Source organism: Anaeromyxobacter soli, from assembly GCF_022808855.1.
GTDB classification, from domain to species: Bacteria; Myxococcota; Myxococcia; order Myxococcales; family Anaeromyxobacteraceae; genus Anaeromyxobacter; species Anaeromyxobacter soli.
This window is the reverse complement of the sequence record NZ_JAKZLF010000003.1, coordinates 34,353-58,945: the sequence shown is the minus strand read 5'-3', so window position 1 is coordinate 58,945 and position 24,593 is coordinate 34,353. Positions and strand designations below refer to the sequence as shown.

The 24,593-nt window shown below is 74.1% G+C and carries 22 protein-coding genes; 16 read left to right on the top strand and 6 right to left on the bottom strand.

From position 1 onward, the window contains the following. The first annotated feature begins 1 nt into the window (after window position 1). Window positions 2-919: a hypothetical protein gene (locus MLV88_RS03645; protein WP_243336891.1), complete on the top strand. Its 918-nt coding sequence runs from the start codon at window positions 2-4 to the stop codon at window positions 917-919. Window positions 920-926: 7 nt separating this feature from the next. Beyond that, entirely contained in the window at window positions 927-2,252 is a 1,326-nt protein-coding gene (locus MLV88_RS03640; RefSeq protein WP_243336890.1) for a type II toxin-antitoxin system RelE family toxin, read from the top strand. A gap of 114 nt (window positions 2,253-2,366) precedes the next feature. On the opposite strand, the gene MLV88_RS03635 is transcribed toward MLV88_RS03640, so the two are convergent. Then, window positions 2,367-2,603 carry a hypothetical protein gene (locus MLV88_RS03635; RefSeq protein ID WP_242340208.1) on the bottom strand — a complete coding sequence of 79 codons (237 nt, stop codon included), beginning with the start codon at window positions 2,601-2,603 and terminating at the stop codon, window positions 2,367-2,369. 191 nt (window positions 2,604-2,794) lie between these two features. Beyond that, window positions 2,795-3,496 (bottom strand): transcriptional repressor LexA, encoded by a 702-nt coding sequence (gene lexA, locus MLV88_RS03630; protein WP_242340207.1) that lies wholly within the window; start codon window positions 3,494-3,496, stop codon window positions 2,795-2,797. Window positions 3,497-3,604: 108 nt separating this feature from the next. Between lexA and MLV88_RS03625 the strand changes: the two genes are divergently transcribed. Continuing rightward, window positions 3,605-4,510, top strand: a complete 906-nt coding sequence (locus MLV88_RS03625; RefSeq protein WP_243336888.1) for a hypothetical protein — start codon at window positions 3,605-3,607, stop codon at window positions 4,508-4,510. A gap of 18 nt (window positions 4,511-4,528) precedes the next feature. On the opposite strand, the gene MLV88_RS03620 is transcribed toward MLV88_RS03625, so the two are convergent. Further along, window positions 4,529-6,208, bottom strand: coding sequence for an ABC1 kinase family protein (locus MLV88_RS03620; protein ID WP_242340205.1), 1,680 nt, complete (start codon window positions 6,206-6,208; stop codon window positions 4,529-4,531). Between the two features lie 115 nt (window positions 6,209-6,323). On the opposite strand from MLV88_RS03620, the gene mutS reads away from it, so the two are divergent. Beyond that, window positions 6,324-8,978 (top strand): DNA mismatch repair protein MutS, encoded by a 2,655-nt coding sequence (gene mutS / locus MLV88_RS03615; protein WP_243336886.1) that lies wholly within the window; start codon window positions 6,324-6,326, stop codon window positions 8,976-8,978. A gap of 178 nt (window positions 8,979-9,156) precedes the next feature. Here the strand turns inward: mutS and MLV88_RS03610 are convergent, their stop codons facing one another. The 3 genes from MLV88_RS03610 to elbB form a co-directional block, all read right to left on the bottom strand. Beyond that, window positions 9,157-9,441 carry a cytochrome c3 family protein gene (locus tag MLV88_RS03610; protein ID WP_242340203.1) on the bottom strand — a complete coding sequence of 95 codons (285 nt, stop codon included), beginning with the start codon at window positions 9,439-9,441 and terminating at the stop codon, window positions 9,157-9,159. Between the two features lie 206 nt (window positions 9,442-9,647). Next, window positions 9,648-9,932, bottom strand: coding sequence for a cytochrome c3 family protein (locus tag MLV88_RS03605; protein WP_242340202.1), 285 nt, complete (start codon window positions 9,930-9,932; stop codon window positions 9,648-9,650). A gap of 181 nt (window positions 9,933-10,113) precedes the next feature. Continuing rightward, window positions 10,114-10,779, bottom strand: coding sequence for an isoprenoid biosynthesis glyoxalase ElbB (gene elbB / locus MLV88_RS03600; protein ID WP_242340201.1), 666 nt, complete (start codon window positions 10,777-10,779; stop codon window positions 10,114-10,116). Between the two features lie 367 nt (window positions 10,780-11,146). Between elbB and MLV88_RS03595 the strand changes: the two genes are divergently transcribed. The 12 genes from MLV88_RS03595 (at window position 11,147) to MLV88_RS03540 (ending at window position 24,483) form a co-directional block, all read left to right on the top strand. Beyond that, window positions 11,147-12,751, top strand: a complete 1,605-nt coding sequence (locus MLV88_RS03595) for an N-acetylmuramoyl-L-alanine amidase (RefSeq protein ID WP_243336884.1) — start codon at window positions 11,147-11,149, stop codon at window positions 12,749-12,751. A gap of 25 nt (window positions 12,752-12,776) precedes the next feature. Next, on the top strand, window positions 12,777-15,578 hold the full coding sequence (gene glnD, locus MLV88_RS03590) for a [protein-PII] uridylyltransferase (protein WP_242340199.1): 2,802 nt from the start codon (window positions 12,777-12,779) through the stop codon (window positions 15,576-15,578). Window positions 15,579-15,780: 202 nt separating this feature from the next. Then, window positions 15,781-16,728, top strand: a complete 948-nt coding sequence (locus MLV88_RS03585; RefSeq protein WP_242340198.1) for a RimK family alpha-L-glutamate ligase — start codon at window positions 15,781-15,783, stop codon at window positions 16,726-16,728. Further along, on the top strand, window positions 16,721-17,113 hold the full coding sequence (locus MLV88_RS03580; RefSeq protein ID WP_242340197.1) for a general stress protein B: 393 nt from the start codon (window positions 16,721-16,723) through the stop codon (window positions 17,111-17,113). The genes MLV88_RS03585 and MLV88_RS03580 overlap by 8 nt, the downstream gene beginning before the upstream one ends. 32 nt (window positions 17,114-17,145) lie before the next feature. Further along, entirely contained in the window at window positions 17,146-17,340 is a 195-nt protein-coding gene (locus MLV88_RS03575) for a hypothetical protein (protein ID WP_242340196.1), read from the top strand. A 171-nt stretch (window positions 17,341-17,511) separates the two neighbouring features. Beyond that, a complete protein-coding gene (locus tag MLV88_RS03570; protein WP_242340195.1) occupies window positions 17,512-18,135 on the top strand; it encodes an L-threonylcarbamoyladenylate synthase in 624 nt (207 codons plus the stop codon). Window positions 18,136-18,243: 108 nt separating this feature from the next. Continuing rightward, the gene (xerD, locus tag MLV88_RS03565; protein ID WP_242340194.1) at window positions 18,244-19,140 is read left to right on the top strand and encodes a site-specific tyrosine recombinase XerD; all 897 of its coding nucleotides are present in this window, start codon (window positions 18,244-18,246) and stop codon (window positions 19,138-19,140) included. 114 nt (window positions 19,141-19,254) lie between these two features. Next, window positions 19,255-19,902 carry a site-2 protease family protein gene (locus MLV88_RS03560; protein ID WP_242340193.1) on the top strand — a complete coding sequence of 216 codons (648 nt, stop codon included), beginning with the start codon at window positions 19,255-19,257 and terminating at the stop codon, window positions 19,900-19,902. 5 nt (window positions 19,903-19,907) lie between these two features. Beyond that, entirely contained in the window at window positions 19,908-20,906 is a 999-nt protein-coding gene (trpS, locus tag MLV88_RS03555) for a tryptophan--tRNA ligase (protein WP_242340192.1), read from the top strand. Between the two features lie 24 nt (window positions 20,907-20,930). After that, window positions 20,931-21,833 (top strand): segregation and condensation protein A, encoded by a 903-nt coding sequence (locus MLV88_RS03550; RefSeq protein ID WP_242340191.1) that lies wholly within the window; start codon window positions 20,931-20,933, stop codon window positions 21,831-21,833. Next, complete coding sequence (gene scpB, locus MLV88_RS03545) at window positions 21,830-22,966, top strand: SMC-Scp complex subunit ScpB (protein ID WP_242340190.1); 1,137 nt, start codon at window positions 21,830-21,832, stop codon at window positions 22,964-22,966. The genes MLV88_RS03550 and scpB overlap by 4 nt, the downstream gene beginning before the upstream one ends. After that, complete coding sequence (locus MLV88_RS03540) at window positions 22,963-24,483, top strand: pseudouridine synthase (RefSeq protein ID WP_242340189.1); 1,521 nt, start codon at window positions 22,963-22,965, stop codon at window positions 24,481-24,483. Before scpB ends, MLV88_RS03540 begins: the two co-directional genes overlap by 4 nt. Window positions 24,484-24,593: the final 110 nt, after the last annotated feature.

Here is a 24,593-nt window from a genome sequence, read left to right as displayed (position 1 = left end):
CATGAAGAAGCTCTTCCTCGTCGCGGTGCCGATCGGGCTCGCCGTGCTCGCGATCGCCTTCCTGTTCACCGGCTCCCGCGAGAAGGCCGACGCCTACGAGGCGCGGCTCGAGCGCGCCCGCCTGAAGCGCGACTTCTCCGAGCGTGCCGGCGCGGCGCGCGCCATCCCCGCCGACCGGCTGCCCGAGTGGCGCGACGAGATCGCCGCCCTGTCGCGCTGGTACTTCGACGAGCTGCAGGCGATCCGCAACCGCCACCCCTCCGAGCCGGCGCGCCCGACGGGCGTCGAGGCCGCCGCGGGCGACCGCAAGGGGAAGCTCGAGGAGAAGGATCGCTCCCAGCTCCAGGACTTCCAGAAGTACGCCGACGGCCGGCTCGCGCTGCTGCGCGAGGGCCGCTACGCGCCCGTCCAGTCCATGCTCGCCGAGGGGCTCCGCCTCGATCTGCTCGCCGTCGAGCCGGGGACGCCGCCGGAGGGCGGCGCGCCCGGGCTCCGCATCGACTTCGCGCTGTGGGGCAGCCCGCGGTTCCTCGAGCGCGAGCGGGGCGGGGAGCGCACCGTCGTGCGGAGCGTCGTGCCGGTGGCGTTCCGGCGCATCGTTTTCCACCTGCTCGACGCGGCCGGCAAGCCCTACGGCGAGATGAGCGGCGGCGGAGAGCCCTACCAGAAGCTCGCGGACCCGGAGCGGTTCCAGGACGACTTCCCGCCCGGCGCGATCTTCGGCACCTGGTGGGTGGAGCTCCTCCCGCGCGAGGCCGCCACCGTCCAGCTCGAGATCCAGACCGACGTCCGCGGCGCGAGCGGCGCCGTCCGGCCCGCCACGTTCCAGGCGCAGATCCCGATCCCGGACGCGTGGAAGCTCCCGCCCGGCGCCGTCTTCCAGGCGGAGGTGCGCGAGGCCGCGGCGCCCGCGCCCTAGGCCCGCCGTGACGACGCGGAAGGCGAGCGGCAAGGGCAAGAGCAAGGGCGAGGCGGCGACGGGGCGGAAGCGCGCGCCGCCCCGCCGGAAGGCTCCCGCGCTCCCGGATCCGGGCGGCGACGCGCCGCTCGAGGAGCTCTCGCGCGACGCGCTCTCCGTGTTCCTCTACGTCGCGCTCCTCCCGGAGGAGACGCGCGCGCTCGTGAAGGAGCTCGGGCTGTCGGTGCCCGGGTTCCGCACCGAGGCGCTCTCGGACGTGGAGCGGAGCGACGTGCTCGCGGACGAGGTCCGCGCCCGCCCCGCGACGCGCGCGCGCGTCCTCGACGCGCTCCGCAAGGCGTTCGGCGCGCCGCCCCTCGCCCGGACGCCCCTCGACGCGCCCACGGCGGACGATCTCCTCACCACGGGCGCCTCGGACCACGGCCTCACGCTCGCGCTCTGGCGCGTGCTCGCCGATCCCGCCGCGGACGTCCGCGCGCGCGCGGCGCCGCTCCTCGACGAGCTCGTGAAGGAGTACTACGGCCCGCTCCCCGAGGCAGAGGGGCGAGGGGCGGCGAAGGCGGCGCCGCGCGAGGAGGGCCCGGATCTCGCCGCGCGGGTCGCGACCCTCGAGAAGGAGCTCGCCGAGGCGCGGGCGCGCGTGGAGTCGGGGAGGAAGAAGGCCGAGGAGCAGCGCGACAAGCTCCAGGAGTGGCTCAAGGACGCCCGGGCGCGGGCGGCGCAGGCGGTGGACGACGCGGCGCGCGCGCGGGAGGCCATGGAGGCGGCGCAGCGCGCGAGGGAGCGATCCGACGCGGAGCTCGCCGCGGTGCGCGCCACCGACGCGGCGGCGGAGGCGCAGCGGGCCCGCGCCGCGGCGCGGGAGCTCGAGGCGCGCGCGGGAGCGCTCGAGGCGAAGCTCGCGCGCCAGGAGGAGCGGGAGCGCGAGCTCGAGGCCGCGCTCCGCGAGGCGCGGGCGCGCGCGGAGGCGGAGCGGCCGGCGTCGGGCGCCGCGTCCGCGCAGCCCGAGGGCGCCGACGAGCCCGAGGACGCGCCCGCCTCGTGGCTCATGCCGGTCTACACGCGCGAGTTCTACGACTCCCTGCAAGGCTGGGATCGGCGCATCCAGCGCGCGGCCTTCAAGCAGGCGAACCTGCTCGCGCAGGATCACCGCCACCCGAGCCTCCGCGCGCTCCCGCTCGAGGGGCTCCCGGGCTACTACCGGGTGCGCGTCGCGACCGACGTGCGGCTCCTCTACCGACGGGGCGAGAGACAGAACGCGATCGAGGTGCTCTCGCTCATCGACCGCGAGGACCTCGACCGCTACGTCCGCCAGGCGAAGACGCGCTCCTGACGAGACGAGGCGCCGGGCGCCGCGAGCCCCTCGGCCCACCGCACCCGGCGCCCCTCTCGGCACCGAATATGATCGGGGACTGCGTCCCCGCCCCATCCCTGCTCGGCGGGGCCGCTACTCGACGCCTTCCAGGTTCGGCAGGTCCGGGGCCGGCCCGGACGGCTCCTCGACGCGAGCCGCGGGCTTCCGGCCTCGCCGGCTCCGCGGCGGTGGCTCCGACGCCGCCGACAGCTCCTTCCCGGCTGCGAGCAGCCGGGCCCACGTCTCCGCAGACGGGGTGGCACGGGCGGCCTCGAGGGCCTCCCGGTACGCCGTCCGCGCCGCGTCGAGCCGGGGGTTCACCTTCGCCATCCTCGCCTCCCTCTCTACGGATCCACTCGCCGGCCGGGAATTCCGGTCCGGACTCAGCGGCAAGATAGGCGCAGAGGTGGGGGGAGGTAAGCCGACCCGCACAGCACCACGTGGGCCGCAAACGGACGGCCCCGCGGCCGCCGCCACGGTGGCGGCGACGCCCTCGGATCAGGCGGGCGCCCGGCCTGCGATCAGCCGAGCTTGCGGTAGACGCCCACGACGACGCCGAGGATCATCGTCGTGCGGAAGTCGGACGCGCGCACGTAGATGGGCGCCATGCGCGGGTTCGAGGGCTGGAACCGCACGCGGTCGCCCTCGAAGTAGACGCGCTTCACGGTCGCCTCCTCGTCGATCATGGCGACCACGATCTCTCCGTCCTGCGCGTGAAGCTGCTTCTTCACGAAGATGTAGTCGCCGGGCAGGATCCCGTCGCCGATCATCGAGTCGCCCTGCACGCGCAGGCCGTACACCTTCTTGTTCGTGCCGAGCAGGAACGAGTCCACCTGCACCGTGTCCTCGACGCGCTCCTGCGCGAGGATCGGCTGGCCGGCGGCGACGCGGCCGATGATCGGGATCTCGACGAGGCGCCCGGAGGGCTTCAGGGCCGAGGCGGGGGTGCGCGTGAAGGGGACGACGTTGGACGTGCGCGCGCCGACCTCGCCGCCGAGCACCTCACGGGCCTGCGGCGTCGGGATCAGCGCGCGCGACTTCACGGGATCGCGGGTGAGGTAGCCCTTGCGCTCGAGCGCCTTCAGGTGGTCGTTGACGCCGTTCGTCGAGCGGATGTCGAGCGCCTCGCCGATCTCGCGGATGGTCGGGGGGTAGCCACACTCCTCGATCTGCCGGGCGATGAAGCGGAGCACCTCGAGCTGCCGGTCCGTCAACGCGTCCATCGGTCCTCCTCGAGCTGGACTGAACACCGGTATACTGTCCCCACGTTCAGAAGGCAAGAACCCGGCCACGCGGTTGCCCGCGCGGCGCGCGGCGGATACCGTCCGCGCGTGCCCCCGACCTTCGGCGCCGCCCTCGGCCTCGGCCTCTCCGCGCTGCGCCGCCAGGCCTGGCTCCTGGCGCCCGGGCTCGTCGTCGCGATCGCGCGGCGCGTGCTCACCTGGCCCGCCCTCGCAGTCGCCTGGGCGCTCCTCGCCCGCGGCGCGCTGCTCGCTCTCTCGCACCGGCCGCTCGATCCCGGCGCCGCGCTCGCAGGCGCGGCCGCGACCGCGAGCTCGCCGCGGTTCCTGGCGCTCGTCGGTGGCCTGTGGCTCGCGGGCGTGCTCTGCGGGGCGGCGCTGCGCGGCGTCTGGCTCGCGGGAGCGCTCCCGACGCTCGCGGGCGCCGCGGTGGGGGAGGGCGGCACGCCGCGCTTCGCGGCGGGGGTGGCCTACGGCACGCCGCGGGTGCTCGCCGCGTCGCTGCTGGGGCTCGTCCTGGACCTCTCCGCGGGGCTGTTCGCGCTGACGCTCGCCCTCGGCGCGCTGCGCATCACGCTCCACGCCGCGGGGGGAAACGGGTCGGCGGTGCTCGCCGTGGCGGTCGCCGGTGCGCTCACCCTCGCGATCGCGGTGCCCCTCGCGCTCTCGGTCGTGGCGGACGCGGCGGTCGCCCGCGCGGCGCTGCGCGCGGAGGGCCCGGCGCGGGCGTTCGCCTCCGCGGTGCGCCGGTTCCTCGCCCGCCCCGGGACGTTCGTGCTCGCGGCGATGGTCTTCGGCTTCGTCGCGTCGCTCGCGCCCGCGACGGTGGAGGCGTTCGGCGGCGCCGCGACCGGCCTCGTGAAGGACGCGCCGGCGCTCCTGCTGGCCGGGCCGAACCTCATGCTCGCCGTCGCCGCGGCGGGCGTCGCCGCCCTGGTGGACCTGGCCTGGCTCGGGACCCTCGCGGCGCTCGTCTGCGCCGACGCGCGCGATTGACGGGCGCCGGCTCCCGAGTCAGCGCCGCAGCAGCTGCCGGATCGAGATCTTCTTCATCCGCACGGTCGCGACGTGGTACCCCGCGGCCGCGGCGGAGAGCAGCACCGAGCCGGCGAGCGCGGCCCATCCCAGGACGTGGGCGGAGGGGCTCGCGAGCACCACGAGCCCACCCACGGTGAGCCCGGCCGCGAGGAGCCCCAGGAAGACCATCACCCCGAGCGCCCGGACCTGGCCGCCGATCCGGTCCATCGCCTCGCCCGCGACGTTCACGCGGAACTTGCCGGCCTCGAGATCGACCAGGATCTGGCTGAGCTGGCTCGGCACGTCCTCGGCGAGCCCCTGCAGCTTGAGGAGCGACTTCATGAGGACGCCGGAGGCGTCGGAAGGGTTGAAGCGCGAGAGGAGCAGCTCCTTCGCGTAGGGCAGCCCCACCTCCAGCACGTCGAGCTTCGGGTAGAGCCGGCGGATCATCCCCTCGATCGTGATCGCGGCCTTGGCGAGGACCGCGTACTCCTTCGGGATCCGGATCCGGTGGCGGATCGCGAGATCGAGGAGATCGCGGAGCAGGGTCGCGGTCCGGATCTCGTCGAGCTTGAGGCCGAGGTAGCGGTCCAGGATCCCGCGGATGTCCTCGCGGAACTCGGTGATGGGGGTGCGCGCGTCCGGGACGCCGATGCGGTTGAGGAGCCGCGCCACGGTGTCCGGGTCGCGCAGCGCCACCGCCACGATGAGCGTGACGAGCGACTCCTGCTGCTGGCGCGTGAGCCGGCCGACGAGGCCGAAGTCGATGAGCGCGATCCGGTCGTCGGCGAGGACGAGGACGTTCCCCGGGTGCGGGTCGCCGTGGAAGAGCCCGTCCTCGAAGAGCTGCCGGAACGCGGTCTCGATGACGTTCTTCGCGACCTGCTCGAGATCGTGGCCGTCCTCGGCGCGGACGTCGGAGATCTTGGTCCCGTCGACGTAGTCGAGCGTGAGGATGGTGGAGGAGGAGAGCTCCGCGTGGACGCGGGGGATGACGACGACCTCGCGCCCCTCGGCGGCGTCCCGCATCGCCCGCGCGTTCCCCGCCTCGTTGCCGAAGTCGAGCTCCTCGTGGACGGTGCGGTCGAACTCCTCGATGATCCCGGTCGGCGTGTAGATGCCGGTCTCCTCCACGACCGCCTCGAGCAGGCGCGCGAGGTAGTGGAGGAGGGCGAGATCGGACTCGATCTGCTCGCGGATCCTCGGGCGCTGCACCTTCACGACGACCGGCACCCCGGCGTGCGTCACCGCCCGGTGCACCTGCGCGATCGAGGCGCTCGCGAGCGGCACCTCGTCGAGGGAGGCGAACAGCTCCTCCACGCCGCGGCCGAGGCCGCGCTCGATCTGGTGGAGCACCTCGGCGATGGGCAGCGGCGGGCAGTCGTCCTGCAGCGACTCGAGCTCCTCGATCCAGTGGGACGGGAGCACGTCCGGCCGGGTCGAGAGGAGCTGCCCGAGCTTCGTGAAGGTGGGCCCGAGCTCGGCGAGGAGCTGGCGGAACCGCGCGGCGGTCTTGTGGTCCGGCGGCGGCGGCGGCGTGCCCTCCACCGGCGGGGCGTCGCGCCCGAGCACGTCCCGGAGCCGCGTCTTCTCGAGGTAGGAGCCGAAGCCATGCCGCGCGACCGCATAGGCGATCTGGCGGAGCCGGTTCAGATCCTGGAGGGTTCGCTCGAGCATGAGACCGGGCGGACTGTAGCACCGCGATCGAGGCCTCGCCACGCGGCGTGCGGGTCCGGCGGCGCGCGCGGCGCCGCGCGCAGGGTCGGCCCCGCGTGGTAGAACCCACGGCCCGATGCCGGAGATCGCCCAGGCCACTCCGATGATGCGGCAGTACCTCGAGACGAAGGCGAGGTACCCGGACGCGCTCCTCTTCTTCAGGCTCGGCGATTTCTTCGAGCTCTTCTTCGAGGACGCGGTCACCGCCTCCGAGGCGCTGCAGATCACGCTCACCGCGCGCTCGAAGGGCGACGACAAGGTGCCGATGTGCGGCGTGCCGCACCACGCCGCCCGCGGCTACGTCGCGAAGCTGCTCGAGAAGGGCTTCAAGGTCGCCATCTGCGATCAGGTCGAGGAGCCGGGGAAGTCCGCGATCGTGAAGCGCGAGGTCACGCGCGTCGTGACCCCGGGCATGGTGTTCGACGACCAGGTGCTCGATCCGCGCGAGGCGAGCTACCTCGGCGTGGTCGCCCTCGGCGAGGGCCGCTCGGGGCTCGCGCTCCTCGACGCCTCGACCGGTCACCTCCAGTGCGGCGAGGTGCCGGACGACGCGCGGCTCGTGGACGAGCTCCGGCGTGCGGGCGTCCGCGAGCTCGTGCTGCCGCTCGGCGCCGACGACGCCCGCGTCGAGCGCGTCCTGCGGGCGGTCGCGGTCCCGGCCGCGCGGCGGCCGGCGGCGGACTACGAGCGGGCGGAGGAGAAGCTCCGGCGCCACCTGGGCGTCGCGAGCCTCGACGGGTTCGGCGTCGGCGGCGAGCCGCTCGGCCTCGCCGCGGCGGCGGCCGCGCTGGCCTACCTCGCGGACACCCAGCGCGCGGCGCCGCGCCACGTCGATCGCCTGTCGCGCCTGCGCACCGACGACGTCCTCCTCCTCGACGAGGCGACGCGCACGAACCTCGAGCTCGAGCGGACCCTCGCCGGGGCCCGCAAGAAGGGCTCGCTTCTCGCCCTCCTCGACCGGAGCGTCACCGCGCCCGGCGGGCGGCGCCTCGCCGAGTGGCTCCGCTACCCGCTCACCGAGCTCGCCGCCATCCACGCGCGCCTCGACGCCGTCGAGGAGCTCGCGGGCTCGTCGGTGGCGCGCGAGGACGTCGCGGCGGCGCTCCGCCCGGTCGCCGACGCGGAGCGGCTCCTGTCGCGCCTCGTGCTGGGGCAGGGGAACGCCCGCGATCTGCGCGCCCTCGCCGGCGCCCTGCTGGCCCTGCCGGCGCTGTCGGCGCTCCTCGGCGCGAGAGCCGCGGCGCTGCTGCGCGACGCCGGCGATCGGCTGCGCGGCCTCGAGGAGCTCGGCGCTCACCTCGATCGCGCGGTGGCCGAGGAGCCGCCGGCGACGCTGAAGGAGGGCGGGCTCATCCGGCGCGGCTTCTCGCCCGAACTCGACGAGATCGTCGCCGTCGCCGAGGACGGCAAGGGTTTCATCGCCCGCCTCGAGGCGCGCGAGAAGGAGCGGACCGGGATCGGCTCCCTCAAGGTCCGCTTCAACAAGGTCTTCGGCTACTACCTCGAGGTCACGAAGGCGAACCTGCACGCGGTGCCCGCCGACTACGAGCGGCGCCAGACCACCGTGGGCGGCGAGCGGTTCGTCACCCCGGAGCTGAAGCGCTTCGAGGAGACGGTGCTCACCGCCGAGGAGCGCCGCTTCGGGATCGAGGCGCGCCTCTTCGAGGAGCTGCGCCAGCGGGTCATCGAGGCGGCGCCGCGCATCCGCACGGCCGCCGACGCGGCCGCCACCGCGGACGCACTGCTCGGGCTCGCGCGCGTCGCGGCGGAGCGCGGCTACGCGCGGCCGGAGGTGGACGGCTCGGAGGTGCTCGAGATCGTCGACGGGCGCCACCCGGTGGTGGAGGCGGTGCTCCCGGAGGGGCCGGCCGCGTTCGTCCCGAACGACGTGCTCGTCGCCTCGCGCGGCGCCCCCGACTGCGAGCGGCTCGGCGCGCTGCACGTCATCACCGGGCCGAACATGGCGGGCAAGAGCACGGTCATGCGCCAGGCGGCGCTCGTGACGCTGCTCGCCCAGATGGGCTCGTTCGTGCCGGCGCGCCGGGCGCGGGTGGGCATCGTCGACCGGATCTTCACCCGGGTGGGCGCGTCCGACGACCTCGCCCGCGGCCGCTCGACGTTCATGGTCGAGATGACCGAGACCGCCGCCATCCTCCACAACGCGACGCGCCGCTCGCTCGTGGTGCTCGACGAGATCGGCCGCGGCACGTCCACCTTCGACGGCGTCTCCATCGCGTGGGCGGTCGCGGAGCACCTGCACGACGAGGTGGGCTGCCGCACGCTGTTCGCGACGCACTACCACGAGCTGCAGGACCTCGCCCGCGAGCGCCCCGCCGTCCGGAACCTCACCGTCGCCGTGCGCGAGGTCGGCGATCAGGTGGTGTTCCTCCGCAAGCTCGTGCAGGGCGGGGCGTCGCGGAGCTACGGCATCGAGGTCGCGAAGCTCGCCGGACTGCCGGCCGCGGTGCTCGCGCGCGCGCGGGAGATCCTGAAGAACCTCGAGGCCCTCGAGGTCGACGAGGGCGGTCACGCGGCGCTCGCCCGCGGGCGGAAGGCGAGGCGCGCGGAGCCGCAGAGCCAGCTCGGCCTGTTCGCGCCGCCCCCGGCGCCGGTGGACCCGGCGCTCCTCGAGATCGCCGCCGCGCTCCGCGCCGCCGAGCCGGACACGCTCCGCCCGCTCGACGCGCTGAACCTCCTCGCGGCCTGGCGCGCGAAGCTCGGGAACCGCTGAGGCGGAGCCCCGTCGACCTGCGGCGCACGCTCGCTGGCCGCGCCGTCGCGCGCCTCGCGACGCGACCCGATCGCACCCGGGCTCCGCGGCGGCCGCGCCTGCGAAAAAAAAGAGGGGCCGCTCTCGCGGCCCCTCCGTCCCTAAGCGCCTGACTGCGATCTCTGGAGCTAGGTGCGCGCTACGCCTTCTTGTGGCACTCCGCGCACTTCGCCGGGCCCTTCGCCTCCTTCTTGTGGCACTCGACGCAGAGGGCGTGAGCCTTGTCCTTGCCGAAGCCCTCGATCTTGCCGCCCGCGGCGGTCGCGTGGCAGGCCTCGCACTTCTGGGCGGAGTGCGTCTTGTGGTTGAAGGTGACGTTCCCGTTCTTCGCCTGGAGCGTGACCGGCGCGGCCGGCGCGTCGGCCGCGAAGGCGGCACCCGCGAAGAGGACGGCGGCGAGGAGCGAAACGATCCGGATCTTCATCTGCATGACCTCTCGTGTTCGCATGCACGACGGGTGAATCCCGCCGCGGCGTGGCGTCGCAATGTAGAGCGACCATCGGTCACGGGTCTCTGCGGTTTGTCGGCGCGCGACGGGCCGCCGCAGCCCGAGGAGCCGGATCCTGCCGCACAAAATGAAAGGGGCCGGTTTCCCGGCCCCTCGTCACTGCGAACGACTCGGCGAGCGCGTTACGCCTTCTTGTGGCACTCCGCGCACTTCGTCGGGCCCTTCGCCTCCTTCTTGTGGCACTCGACGCAGGTGCCGTGGGCCTTCTCCTTGCCGAAGCCCTCGATCTTGCCACCCGCGGCGGTCGCGTGGCAGGTCTCGCACTTCAGCTTCGCCTGGTGCGCCTTGTGGGGGAAGGTGATGTTGCCGTTCTTGGCCTCGAGGGTGATCGAGTCGGGGCCGGTGTCGGCGGCGAACGTGGCGGTGGCAACGACGACGGCGAACAGCGCAGCGAGGAACTTGGTCACTTGTCGTGCTCCTGAGATCGGGGCGGACCAGCCCGCCCGGCTTAGGGACGGCGGAGCCTACTCGATATTCACGATCCCGAGCCACAATTGCGTGGGGTCGTAACCGCCCATATTGGTCGATTGAGATTGCGTCTCACTTGCGCGAGAGGGCCCTCTCCGGCCTGCTCCGCACGTGCTCGAATCAGGCCATTTCCAGCACCGCCGAGACGAGCTTGTCGATCCCGGCGGCGACCCCGGAGATCCACGGGCCGAGCATGTAGGCAGGCGTCGACACCACCTTCAGCCGATCGTCCACCGCGATCTCGTCCACGCGCCGCTCGACGTGGCGCGCGCCCCAGGACGCGATCGCCGCGGCGGTGTCCGGGTCGTTTCCGATCGTGACCTGCACGCCGTCCGCGCCGAGCACGCGCGCCGCGATCACGGGGGCGATGCAGATGAAGCCCATCGGCTTCGACGCGGCCCGCATCTCGCGAACGAGCCGCTCGACCTCGGGCAGCACGCGCATCGCGCGCCCCTCGACCGCGAACGAGCAGAGGTTCTTCGCCACGCCGAACCCGCCGGGAAAGACGAGCGCGTCGAGATCCTTCGCGGAGAGGGTCGCGAGATCGCGGATCCGCCCGCGGACGATGCGCGCGGACTCGGCGAGCACGTTGCGGCGCTCGCCCTCCGCCGGCGCCTGGCGCAGGTGGTCGACGACGTGCATCTGCTCCACGTCGGGCGCCGCCGCCACGAGCTCGGCGCCGCGGCGGTCGAGCGAGAGCAGCGTGCAGGTCGCCTCCTGGATCTCGGCCCCGTCGAGGAAGCCGCAGCCGGCGAGCACGACGCCCACGCGCTTGGGATTGGCCAAGGGACACCTCCGCGAAGGAAAGGGGATGGAGGGCACGATCCTACGCCGCGGCGAGGCGGTGGGACAGCGCCCCACGGCGGGGCCGGGTGGCCGAAAAGTGGACCTCGATATCGGCGTCGCGGAGACTGCTCGTCTCATGGGCCGCGGGTCGCTTGCCCTCCTCCTCCTCGCTCTCGCGGCCCCGCAAGGGACCTCTGCCGCGACGCACCGCGCCAAGCCCGCGGCGGCGTCGCGTTCCGTGAAGCCGGCCGCGCGCGCGGCCCGCGCTCCGGCGATGGCCCGCACCCCCGCGAAGGCGCGCAACGCTTCCAAGGCGCGGGTCGCGCCGCGCGCGAGCCAGAGCGGGCTCGAGCGCGCGAAGGCTTCCATGCGCGCGCTCACGCAGGACCGAGGGAAGCGCCGCTACCGGCACCACTGGGAGCGCGCCATCGCCGGGCTGGTCCGCGAGGCGAAGGGGAAGGACCGGGCGCCGGCGTTCCTCGAGGCGGCCCGCGCACGCTACGCGCTCTACCGCTGGTCGGCCGACGAGGCGGACCGCGAGAAGGCCCTGCTCAACGCGGGGCGCGCCGCGAAGCTCGGCTCCCGCGAGGCGCGCGAGCTCGAGGCCGCCATCCGCCGCGAGGCGGGCGACGATCGCCCCGCGCCGAGGCCGGCGCGCGGCCCCGGCGCCGCCCCGTCGCCCGCGCCCGAGGAGGCGCCCCAGGACTCCGAGCCCGATCCCGCGCTCGACGCGGCGTTGGCGGACCTGACCGGCGCGAGCTCCGCCCCGGCGCTCGCCCTCGGCGAGTCGGGCGGGGAAGGGCGCGCGCGGGTCACCGAGGTGCGCACCTGGTCGACCGACGACTACACGCGCGTCGCCATCTACCTGTCGCACTGGGTGGGCTGGCAGAAGCTCGAGCTCGCCCCGGCGGTCGGCCTCCCGCGGCGGCTCGCGGTGGATCTCCGCCCCGCCACGCTCGCCGGGCGCGCGCTGGCGCGGCCGGTCTCGGGCGAGCGGGTGGAGCGCGTGCGCGCCGCGCAGAACGACGCGGAGACGGTCCGCGTCGTGCTCGACCTGCCCGGCAGCGATCGCGTGCAGCTGTTCGGCCTCGACGACCCGCCGCGCCTCATCGTGGACGTGGGGACGGTCTCCGCCCGCCGGAGCGTCGCCGAGGCGCCGCCGCCCGCCGAGCCGGCGCACCCTGCGCCCGAGCCGCCTCCCGCCGCGACGGGGCGGCCCACGCCGCGGCCCGCGTCCTTCGCGCGGGTCGAGCGCGCGCCCGAGCACGACCTGCCCACGCGCATCCGGCGGATCGTGGTGGACGCCGGGCACGGCGGGCACGATCCGGGCGCCATCGGCCCGCGCCGCGTGCGCGAGAAGCAGGTGACCCTCGCGATCGCGAAGCGGCTCGCCAGCCGGCTGCGCGCCGAGGGGTTCGAGGTCGTGCTCACCCGCAAGGACGACCGGTACCTGGCGCTCGAGGAGCGCACCGCGATCGCGAACACCGCCGGCGGCGACCTGTTCGTGTCGATCCACGCGAACGCGCACCCGCGCCGCAACCGGAGCGGCGTCGAGACCTACTTCCTCAACGTCGCCGACGACCGCTACGCGGCGCGGCTCGCGGCGCGGGAGAACGGCATGGACCCGTCCGACCGGGGCGCCGGGGACGTCGGGCGGATCCTCACGGATCTCGACGCGAAGGCGAGCGCCGGTGCCTCGGAGCGGCTCGCCGGGCTCGTGCAGCGCGAGCTCACGACGGGCGTCCGGGCGCGCGTCGGCGAGGTGCGCGACCTCGGGGTGAAGAGCGCGCTCTTCTACGTGCTCCTCGGGGCGCGCATGCCGGCCGTGCTGGTGGAGACCGCCTTCATCTCGAACCGCCTCGAGGAGCAGCGCCTCGCGTCCGCCGGCTACCAGGACGAGGTCGCCTGGGGCATCACGCGGGCGGTGACGGCGTTCGCGCGGAGCGAGGCGCGGGTCGCCGCCGTGCGGTGAGCCGCCGCCCGGCTATATTCGCGTGATGCGCCCGCCCGAAGTCCACCCGACCCTGCCGGCCGCGGCGCCGTTCGAGCTCGAGGCCCGCCTCGCCGAGCTCCCGGCGCTCACCGGCGACGTCAAGGCGGACTTCGCCGCGCAGCGCCGGTTCGTCGAGGAGGTGCACCGCGCCGGGGGGAGCGGCCACACCGTCGTCCGCCTCCAGAGCGCGGCCATGGACCGGATCGTCACGGCGCTGTGGGAGCGCGCCTGCGCCGCGGCGCGGGACGCGGAGGCGCCCTCGCCGGTGTCGCTCGTCGCGCTCGGGGGATACGGCCGCCGCGAGCTCGCGCCGCACAGCGATCTCGACCTCCTCGTGCTGCATGGCCCGGGTGAGCCGGACGCCTTCGTGAAGGCCGCGAGCGAGCGGTTCCTCTACGCGCTCTGGGACCTCCGGCTCGAGGTCGGCTACGGCGTGCGCGACCTCCGCGCCTGCGACGAGCTCGCGACCCAGGACCACACCGCGCGCACCGCGCTCCTGGATCTGCGCTGGCTCGCGGGCGACCGCGCCCTGTACACGGAGCTCGAGCGCGAGGAGCTGCACGGGCTCTCGGCCCAGAAGGTGGAGAAGTTCCTCGCCGACAAGCTCGACGAGATCCGCGCGCGGCGCGAGCGCTTCGGCGACTCGATCTACCTCCTCGAGCCGAACGTGAAGGAGTCCGAGGGCGGGCTGCGGGACCTCCAGTCCGCGCTCTGGCTCGCCCGCGTCCGCTTCAAGGTCGCCGGGATCACGGAGCTCCTCGCGCGCGCGCTCCTCCCCGAGCGCGAGATCCGCGAGATGCGGCGCGCCCGCGACTTCCTCTGGCGGGTCCGCAACGAGATGCACTACCTCGCGGGCCGCAAGTGGGACCAGCTCACCTTCGACGTCCAGCCCGAGGTGGCGCGGGCGATGGGCTACCTCGACCCCGAGCACGGCTCGGCCGTCGAGGAGTTCATGCGCCACTACTACCTCGCGGCGAAGACGGTCCTCGTCGCGAGCGACGCGATCGTGGATCGCTGCCTCGAGCCGCAGGCCGCGATGGGCTGGCGCATGGTGCCGCCTCCCGCCGCCACGCTCGGCGCCGAGCTCGCGGTGCCCGTGCTGGGCGGGCGGCCGCCGCGCGCGTCGGAGCGGCTCCTGCCGGGCGGGGAGTTCAAGGTGTTCCGCGGGCGGCTCACGGTGGTGGACACCGACGTCCTGCGGCGGTCCCCCGCCGCGCTCGTGCGCCTCTTCGCGACCGCCGACCGCGAGCAGCTCGATCTCTACCCCTACGCCCGCGACCTCGCGAGGCAGGCGGCGGAGGAGCTCGCGCCGGAGGCGGCGAGCGACCCGGAGCTGAACCAGGAGCTGCTCGCGTGCTTCACGCGCCCCGGGACGCGCGGGCGCTTCCTCACGCAGATGCACGAGATCGGCGTCCTCCCCCGCGTGCTGCCCGAGTTCGCGCGGGTGACGGCGCGGCGGCAGATCGACGTCTACCACGTGTACACGGTGGACGTTCACACGCTGTTCGCGGTGCGGCGCCTGCTCGCGCTGCGCTGCGGCGACGTGAGCGAGGACGGCCTCGGCGACCTCGCGCGCGCGGTCCAGCGGCCGCTCGCGCTCTACCTCGGGACGCTGTTCCACGACATCGGCAAGGGGGCCGGGAAGGATCACTCGGCGCGGGGGGCGGAGATCGCCGCCGAGGCGTGCGTGCGGATGGGGCTCGATCCCGCCGACGCCGCCGACATCGAGTGGCTCGTCCTGAAGCACCTGCGCATGAGCGCCATCGCCCAGCGGCGAGACCTCTCGGATCCCGACCTCATCCACGCCTTCGCGGAGGAGGTGGGGACGAAGGACCGGCTCGACAAGCTCTACCTCCTCACCTACGCGGACATCGCGACGGTCGGGCCGCGCACCTGGACCGACTGGAAGGCGCGCCTCATCCGCGAGCTCTACGGGAAGACGCGCGAGGTGCTCGAGAAGGGCGAGCGCCGCCCGGAGCCCGGCACCGCCGAGGCCGCGGGCCGCGAGCGCGTCGCCGCCGCGCTGCTCGCACGCGCGGGGGTGGCCGACGCGGAGCACGCCCGGTTCGTCCAGGCCATGCCGGCGCGCTACTTCGTCACCGTGGACCCCGCGCTCGCCCCGCGCCACCTGCGGCTCCTGCGCCGCGGGCGGGACCTGCCCGTCGCGACGGCGCTCCGCCACCACCCGGCGCTCGGCTACTCCGAGCTGTCCCTCGCCGCGCGCGATCGGCCGGGCCTCCTCGCGACCGTCGCCGGCGTCCTCGCGGCGCACCGGATCGACATCCAGGCCGCCGAGGTGTTCTCGTCCGCGGACGACCCGGGCCTCGGGTGGCTCGCCGGGCGCGCGCTCGACGTGTTCGAGCTGCGCGGACCGGAGGAGGGCGCGGTCGACCCGGCGCGCTGGCGCGGGGCGCGCGGCGATCTCGCGCGCGTGCTCGCGGGAGAGGAGTCGCTCGACGCGCTGCTCGCGCGGCGCCTGCGCGCCTCCTCGCTCCCCGAGAAGCCGCTGCCACGCGTGCCCACCAAGATCGTCATCGACAACGACAGCGCACGGACGCACTCGGTCGTGGACGTGTTCACCGCCGATCGCGTGGGCCTCCTGCACACGCTCGCCCGCACGTTCTTCGACCTCGAGCTCTCCGTCGATCTCGCCCGGATCGCGACGGAGGGGCACCGCGCGTCCGACGCCTTCTACGTCCGCACGCCCGACGGTAGGCCGCTCGAGGGGGAGCGCGCCGCCCGCGTGGTCGCCGCCCTGACCGCGGCGCTGGCCCGGCCCGAGCAGGGCTCCGGGCCTTTCCCCTAGGCGCCGACGCGGAGCCCATCTGCGCCGCCCTCCGGGCGCGCGATCTCGGCGAGACGTCGCTCGCGTCCTCCCTGGGGAGCGCGGCGGGGCTCAGTCGGGCACCACCGAAAAGATGCGGGATGGCGCGCTCTTGTCCGGCCGGCCGGGCGTGGACACCGTGTTGCGCGGGCGGTCGGGGTAGGGGAAGGGAAGCAAGCGTCGCATGAACGATGTCATCCGAATCGGGATCGTGACCGCCTGGCCCGAGGACGATTGGCACAGCAAGCGGCTCGTCAGCGCCTGCGCTCGCCACGGCGAGGCGGCGGTGATCGATCCAGCGGAGCTCGCGGCGATCGTGGACAGGGACGGCGGCGTGACGGTGACTGCGGAGGGGCGTGAGGCCGAGGCCTTCGATGCCTTCGTGCTCGCGCGGGGGATGGGCCGCGCCGGGGACGCCGACGTGCAGTTCGAGATCTACCGCGCGCTCGAGGACAGCGGCGCCGTGGTCGTGAACCGCATCGACCCGCTCCTCGCCGCGCAGGACAAGTTCAGGACGTCGTGGCTCCTCGCGCGCGCCGGGGTGCGAACGCCCCGCGCCGCGGTCGCGCAGACCGCGCGCGGCGCGGAGGGCGCGCTCGCGGCGCTCGGCGAGGCCGTGGTGAAGCCCATCGCAGGCTCGCTCGGGGACGGGGTCGAGCGGGTTCGCGCGGACGCCGCCGGGAGGGCGGTGCTCCGCGACCGGCTCGCGCGCGAGGGCGCGGTCTACCTCCAGAGCTACGTTCCTCATCCCGGACGCGACGTCCGGGTGTTCGTGGTCGGGGGGCGCGCACGCGCCGCGATCGAGCGGCACGCGCCACCCGGGGACTGGCGAACGAACGTGGCCACCGGGGGACGGGCCGAGGCGGTGCCGCTCGGGTCCGCGCTCGCCGCGGTGGCCGAGGCTGCGGCGTCGGCCATCGGGCTCGACTACGCGGGCGTCGACGTCGTGGTGGGACCCGAAGGGCCCACCGTCATCGAGGTGAACGGGAACCCCAGCTGGCAGGGGATCCTCGAGGCCACGGGCCTCGACATGGCGGAGGCCATCGCCGAGCACGTGCTCGGTCGGGCGCTGCGCCGGCGCGTGGCCAGCGACCACATTGTTCCTGACTGGATGGGGGCGACAAATGGCTGAGGAGAAGAAGGGCGGCAGCAAGGGAGCGATGACGGTCTCGGAGGCCGGTCGCAAGGGCGGCGTGCGCGTCCGCGAGACACGCGGCCGCAAGTTCTACGAGGAGATCGGGAAGAAGGGCGGCGAGACCGTGAAGGCCGAGCGCGGTCGCAAGTTCTACGAGGAGATCGGCAAGAAGGGTGGCGACACCGTCAAGGCCGAGCGCGGGCCCCGCTTCTACGAGGAGATCGGGAAGAAGGGCGGCGAGACGATCAAGGCCGAGCGGGGGACGCCGTTCTACGAGGAGATCGGCCGGAAGGGTGGCCACAAGGTCCGCGAGCTCATCGAGAAGGGGAAGGCTGGGGCGGAGGAGGACGCCGGCGCCGGTCACACGGGCGGCGAGCGTTGACGCACCGATGAGGTGCTCTTGAGGGGGGTACGATGGCGGACGAAGAGAAGGGCGCGCGTCGCGGCGAGCCGGAAGAGGGTCGCCGCGGGATGACGGTGTCGGAGGCGGGACGGAAGGGCGGCATCGCCGTCCGGGACGAGCGCGGTCACTCGTTCTACGAGGAGATCGGCCGAAAGGGCGGGCAGAAGGTCCGCGAGCTCATCGAGCGCGGGAAGTCCCGCGGCTGAGGTCGGCTAGGAGTCGAGCGCGGCGGCGACGCCGCGAGGCGCCCGTCCGGGGATCCCGGGCGGGCGTGCTCGTTTTTGCTGACAGTGCGCGGCCACGCACGGGACGCTGGAAAGGTGGGGCGTCCCGAACCTCCCACCGACTGCGGAAAGCTGCTAGAAAAGGAGGCGCCCATGCCGGTCGCCCCCATCGTCGAGATCGATCCGCTGCACCCCCAGCCCCGCGTGGTCGAGCGGGCGGTCTCGGTGCTCTCGTCCGGCGGGCTGCTCGCCTTCCCGACCGACACCTATTACGGGCTGGGCTGCGATCTCTTCGACAAGCGCGCCATCGAGCGGATCTACCAGCTGAAGCAGCTGCCCCGCTCGCACGAGCTGTCCTTCATCTGCCAGGACCTCGCCGAGATCGCGCGCTACGCGATCGTCGACAACGCCGCCTACCGCGTGCTGCGCCGCAAGGTGCCCGGGCCGTACACGTTCATCCTCCCGGCGACGCGGCTCGTGCCCGACCTCGTCCTGCGCCGCCAGAAGACCGTCGGCATCCGGATCCCCGACAGCCCCATCGCGCTCGAGATCGTCCGGCGCCTCGGCCACCCGCTCATCTCCACCTCGGCCGCGACCCCGGACGGCGAGGTGCTCATCGACGCGCACGACATCAAGGAGAAGCTCGGGCACGGCCTCGAGCTCGTGCTCGACGGCGGCTACAAGCCGAACGAGCCGTCCTCGGTCATCGAGCTCTCCGGCGCCGAGCCGCGGGTGCTCCGCGTCGGCAAGGGCGACGTCTCGGACCTGCTCGCCTGAGGCGGGTGCGTCGGCCGCTCGTCCCACCGCGGCGCCGCCGCGCCGGCGGCAGCGCGAGGTCGAGGGACGCGAACTGGACCCGCGGTCGCCCCGCGCTATCGTCGCGCCATGTCCCCGCTCGAGCCCGCGCTCGACCTGTTCATCGCGCACGTCCGCGTCGAGAAGGGCCTCGCCGAGAACAGCGTGGAGGCGTATCTGCGCGACCTCCGACGCTACGTCGAGCACCTCGACGCGCTCGGCGTCACCGCCTGGGAGCGGGTCGGCCGGGCCGAGATCCAGGCCCACCTCGGCGAGCTGGTCCGCCGCGGGCTCTCGGCGCGCTCGCAGGCGCGGGCGCTCTCGGCGATCCGCTCGCTCCACGGGCTGCTCTTCGCGGAGCGGCTGACCCCGCTCGACGCCGCGGACGAGATCGACTCCCCGGCGCCGGGCCGGCGCCTGCCGGAGCTCCTCTCGCACGAGGAGATCGCGCGGCTCCTCGCGGCGCCCGATCCTCGCGGCGCGGCGGGCCTGCGCGACCGGGCCATGCTCGAGCTCCTCTACGCGACCGGCCTGCGCGTCTCCGAGCTCGTGTCGCTCGGCGTGAACGACGTGAACCTCGAGACCCGGGTGCTCGTCGCGCGGGGGAAGGGGAACAAGGAGCGGATCGTGCCCGTCGGCGCGCCGGCGGCGGACGCGGTGAAGGCGTACCTCGCGGTCTCCCGCGAGCGGCTCCTGCGCGGGCGCCGCTCCAAGGACCTCTTCGTCACGCCGCGGGGAGGCCGGATGACGCGACAGGGCTTCGCCAAGCTGCTCGGGCGCTACGCCCGCGCCGCGGGCATCCGGCGCCGCGTCTCGCCCCACAAGCTCCGGCACTCGTTCGCGACCCACCTCCTCGAGGGCGGGGCGGACCTGCGCGCGGTTCAGGCGATGCTCGGCCACGCGGACGTCTCCACGACGCAGATCTACACGCACGTGGATCGCAGCCACGTGAAGCGGCTGTACGACCGCTTCCACCCGCGGGCCTGAGGCGGCCGCGCCGCCCGCGCGCGCCCCGGCTCCGAGGGGGCGAGCGGCCGTCGTCCGCGTTGACCGGCCCCCCTCGTGCTGCTAAAGAACCCCCTTTCCCTGCGAGGCTTTAGGTTGGACAACGCCCTCATCCTCGAGCGGGTGCTGAACCTCATCGTGCTCCTGCTCTCCCTGACGTTCCACGAGTTCTTCCATGCGTGGTCCGCCTGGCGGCTCGGGGACGACACGGCGGCACGCCTCGGCCGACTCACCCTGAACCCGGTGCCGCACATCGATCCCATCGGGACGCTGCTCCTGCCGCTCCTCGGCGCGCCCATCGGCTGGGCGAAGCCCGTGCCGGTGAACCCGGCGCGGTTCCGCAAGAGCGTCCGGCAGTCGACCGGGGACATCATCGTGAGCGCGGCGGGGCCGCTCTCGAACCTGCTCCTCGGGACCCTGGCCGCCATCACGCTCGGCCTCGTCTTCCGGTTCTCCCCGGAGACGGTCCGGCCCGGCGGCGGCGCGCTCGAGCTCCTGCAGCGGCTCATGATCGTGAACGCCGGGCTCGCCATCTTCAACCTCCTGCCCGTGCCGCCCCTCGACGGCAGCCACGTCGCCGAGAACCTCATGCCGTACCGCTTCCGGCCGGCCTGGGAGCAGTTCGCGCGGTTCTCGCCGTTCATCCTCCTCGGCCTCATCGTCTTCGGACGCGGGCTCATCTACCCGCCCGTCGTGTTCGTCTTCGGGCTCCTCCAGCAGCTGACCCTCTCGATCGCCACCTAGGTCCGATGTCCGAACAGCGCCCCATCGTCGTCAGCGGCATGCGGCCCACCGGCCGCCTCCACCTCGGCCACCTCCACGGCGCGCTCGCGAACTGGGTGCGGCTGCAGGAGGAGAACACCTGCTTCTTCTTCAGCGCGGACTGGCACGCGCTCACGACGAACTACCACGACACCGCGATCATCAAGCCCGCCGAGCGGGAGATGTTCGTCGACTTCATCGCCGCCGGCGTCGACCCGGAGAAGGCGACGCTCTTCGTGCAGAGCGAGGTGAAGGAGCACGCCGAGCTCTACCTGCTGCTCGGCATGATCACGCCGCTCGGCTGGCTCGAGCGCTCGCCGTCGTACAAGGAGATGCGCGAGAACATCACCGATCGCGATCTCGCCCTCTACGGCTTCCTGGGCTACCCGGTGCTCATGACCGCCGACATCATCCTGTACAAGGCGACGCGGGTGCCGGTGGGCGTGGACCAGGTCCCGCACCTCGAGCTCTCGCGCGAGATCGCCCGCCGGTTCAATCACCACTACGGGCCGGTGTTCCCCGAGCCCCAGCCGCTCCTCACCGCCGCGCCGAAGATCCTCGGCACGGACGGGCGGAAGATGTCGAAGAGCTACGGGAACACCATCGACCTCGGCGAGAGCGCCGAGTCGACGACGAAGAAGATCATGGGGATGGTGACGGATCCGGCGCGCAAGCGCCGCCAGGATCCGGGCAACCCGGACGTCTGCGGGATCTTCTACCTGCACAAGGTGACGAGCGACGCGGAGACCATCTCCTGGGTGGACGTGAACTGCCGCAGCGCGGGGATCGGCTGCGTCGACTGCAAGAAGAAGCTCCTCGAGAAGCTCCTGCCCGAGCAGGAGCGGATGCGGGAGCGGCGCGAGGCGCTGCTCGCCCGGCCCGGGGAGGTCGACGCGCTCGTCCAGCTCGGCACCTCCAAGGCGCGCGCCGTGGCGGCCCGCTCCATGGACGAGGTCCGCGCGGCGATGAAGCTGAAGCTCGCCTGAGGAGCACGGGGGCGTCCCTTCGCGATGGCCAGGCACCACCCGGAGAGCGACGCGACCGCCGGCGCCCAGCAGGCGACGGAGGAGGCCTCCGCGCGCGCCGCGGCGGACGCGTTCCGGGTCTCGCTCCCCCCGCTCCGCGCCGGACAGCCGCCGTTCGAGGGCCCCCTCGACCTGATCCTGCACCTCGTGAAGGAGCACGAGGTCGATCTCTTCGACATCCCCATCGCGCAGATCACGGAGAGCTACCTCGCCACGCTCGAGGCGATGCGCGAGCTCGACATCGACATCGCCGGCGAGTTCCTCCACATGGCGGCGCAGCTCATGCTGATGAAGTCGAAGCTGCTCCTGCCGAGGACCGAGGTCGCCGAGGACGCGCCCGGCGCGGAGGACGTCGGGGTGGACCCGCGTGCGGAGCTCGTGCGCCGGCTGCTCGAGTACCAGAAGTACAAGGCCGCCGGCGAGGAGCTCGGCGAGCGCGACATCCTCGAGCGCACGGTGTTCGCCCGGAAGGTGCGGGTCGAGCGCTCCGAGGCGCCCGAAGGGCCCGAGGGGCTCGCCGACGTCTCCGTCTTCAAGCTCATCGAGGCGCTCGATCGCGCGCTCAAGCACGCGCGCCCCGAGCACACGCACGAGGTGGTCACCGACCGCCTCACCATCACCGACGCCATCGCGCGCGTCGCCGACGTGCTGCGCCTGCAGCGCCGCGCCACGTTCGAGGAGCTCCTCTCCGGCCCGGTCGAGCGGCGGCACACGCGCGCCGACGTGATCGCGACGTTCCTCGCGATCCTCGAGATGGCGAAGCTGAAGCTCGTCCGGATCTTCCAGCCCCCGCTCGACGAGGCGGGCCCCGGCGCGGAGATTCTCGTCGAGGCGAAGGACACCCTCGGCGACGACGTTCCCGCGCCCGGCGGAGAGGACTATCGATGACCGTGGATCACGACGACCCGACGACCCCGAGCGCGGCGCCCGCCGCGGAGGGGGAGCCGAGCGCGCCGGCCCCGGAGACGGCGGAGCTCGCAGCCCGGCCGGAGGCGCAGCCGGGTGAGGCTGCGGCGGAGCGAGCCGGTGGAACGCCGGACGCGCCGCCGGCGTCCCCGGCCGAGACGCCGGCTCGGGCCGGCGCGCGCGCGGGCGGGCTGTCCGAGGCCGAGCTCCAGGCGATGCAGGCCGCGGAGGAGGCGAAGGCCGGCGACCCCGAGCTCGAGGAGGTCGAGTCGGCCGCCATCGACGCCCCCGGCTCGGACGAGGAGAAGGAGGAGCCGTTCGAGAAGCTCGCGGCGGCCGCGAAGCGGCTCAGCGCCGATCGCGTGCGGACCATCCTCGAGACCCTGCTGTTCCTCGCCGAGCGGCCGCTCTCATCGGAGGAGCTGCGCCAGGCGACCGGCATCGACGTCGAGCGGGTCGAGAAGGCCCTCGACAAGCTCTCCGGCCACTATCGCGAGGGCGTCTGCGGGATCGTGCTGCACGAGGTCGCGGGGGGCTGGCAGCTGCGGAGCTCGCCGGACAACGCCGCCTTCGCGCGCCGCTGGCTCAAGGTGAAGCCGCAGCGGCTCACCCGCGCCGCGCTGGAGACGCTCGCGATCATCGCCTACCGCCAGCCGGTCACGCGCCCCGAGATCGAGGAGATCCGCGGCGTCGACTGCGGGGCCGTGGTGAAGGCGCTCCTCGAGCGCAAGCTCATCAAGATCCTCGGCAAGAAGGAGGAGCCCGGGCGCCCGATGCTGTACGGCACGACGCGGGAGTTCCTCGAGTTCTTCGCGCTCAAGGACCTCGCCTCGCTGCCGACGCTGCGCGAGTTCCACGAGCTCTCCGAGGAGCACCGCGAGATCGTCGAGAAGCAGCCCGAGCCGCAGGACGGCGGCATCTCGGGCATCGTGGCCGACCTCTCGGACGAGAAGCTCCGCGCGGAGCTCGAGGCGAAGCGCGCGGAGAGCGACGCGGCCCTCGAGGAGCTCGAGCGCGCCATCGAGGCGGCCGACGAGAAGAGTCAGGCGGTGCAGGCCACGCTGGAGGAGAAGCAGAAGAAGGAAGAGGACGAAGGTCCGGAGGCGGAGCGGTGACCGGCGCCCAGGGCGGGGACGGAGTACGGCTGCAGAAGTTCCTCGCGGAGGGGGGAGTCGCCTCGCGCCGGAAGGCGGAGGAGCTCATCCTCGCCGGACGCGTGAAGGTGAACGCGCAGCGGGTGACCCAGCTCGGGTCGAGGGTCGACCCGGAGCGCGATCTCGTCACCGTCGACGGGAAGCTCGTCTCGCGCCGCGACACGAAGAGCTACTACCTGCTCTACAAGCCGCCCGGCTGCGTGACGACGGCGTCCGACCCCGAGGGCCGCCCCACCGCGCTGGAGTACCTGCGCGGCGTGAAGGAGCGCGTGTTCTCGGTCGGGCGGCTCGACTACGACGCGGAGGGGGCGGTCCTCTTCACCGACGACGGCGAGCTCGCCAACCGGCTCGCGCACCCGCGCTACGGCCACCGCCGGACCTACCTCGTGAAGGTGCGCGGCGAGCCGCCGCCGGGCGCGCTCGAGCGGATGGTGGCGGGCGTGCGCCTCGAGGACGGGCCCGCCCGCGCCCTCGAGGCGGTCCCCCACGAGCACGCCGAGAAGAACGTCTGGATCCGCGTGGTGGTAGGGGAGGGGCGCTTCCACCTCGTGAAGCGGCTGTGCGAGGCGGTGGGCCTCTTCGTCCAGCGGCTCTACCGGCCCGAGTTCGGCGGCGTGACCGTCGAGGGGCTCCGGCCCGGTCAGTTCCGGGCGCTCACGCCGGTCGAGCTGCGCGCCCTGAAGACCTCCATCGGTCTCGGCGGCGCCGCTCCTGCGGCCGGGGCCGCGGCGGCGCCGCCCCGCGTCCTCCCGCGCGCGGCGCGCCGGCACGGCCACGGGCCGCCGCCACCGCCCGAGGCCCCCGCGCCGCGCGGGGCGGGTTCGCGCAGCGGCGAAGAGCGGGGGGATACGCCGGAGCGCTCGGCTCGTCCGGAGGGCGACCGTCGCGAGCGAGCGGAGCGGTCCGAGCGGCCAGAGCGCGGCAGCGGCCGCGACCGGGCGGAGCAGACGGAGCGGAGCGATCGCCGCGAGCGCGGCGGCGAGCGCGACCGGATGGAGCGGAAGGATCGTGGCGGCAGCCGCGACCGGGCAGAGCGAGGCGATCGCCGCGAGCGGACGGATCGGAGCGGCCAGCGCGATCGGGCGGAGCGGCCGGACCGGGGCGGCAGCCGCGACCGGACGGAGCGAGGCGATCGCCGCGAGCGGACGGATCGGGGCGACAGCCGCGACCGGGCAGAGCGAGGCGATCGCCGCGAGCGGACGGACCGGGGCGGCAACCGCGACCGGTCGGAGCGGACGGACCGGGGCGGCCAGCGCGACCGGACGGAGCGGCCGGACCGTGGCGGCAACCGCGACCGGGCAGAGCAGGCGAGTCGCCCCGAGCGGCGAGATCGGACGAACCCGCCGGAGCAGTCCGGCCGCCGGGACCGCGGCGCGCAGGGCACCGACAGACGTTCGCCGCGCGGAGACGCGCGAGACGGTCGCGGTCGCGCCGGACGCCGCGACCCGCGCGGTGGCGGCTCCCGGCGCGGGCGCTAGCGCGCCGCCCGGTCGATCGGATCGCCTCACGATTCGCGTGTGGCGTCGGCGAGCCGGGCCGAGCAGCGAGGGCGGGGCCTTCGAGGTTCGGCGAGCAGCGCAGGGAGAGG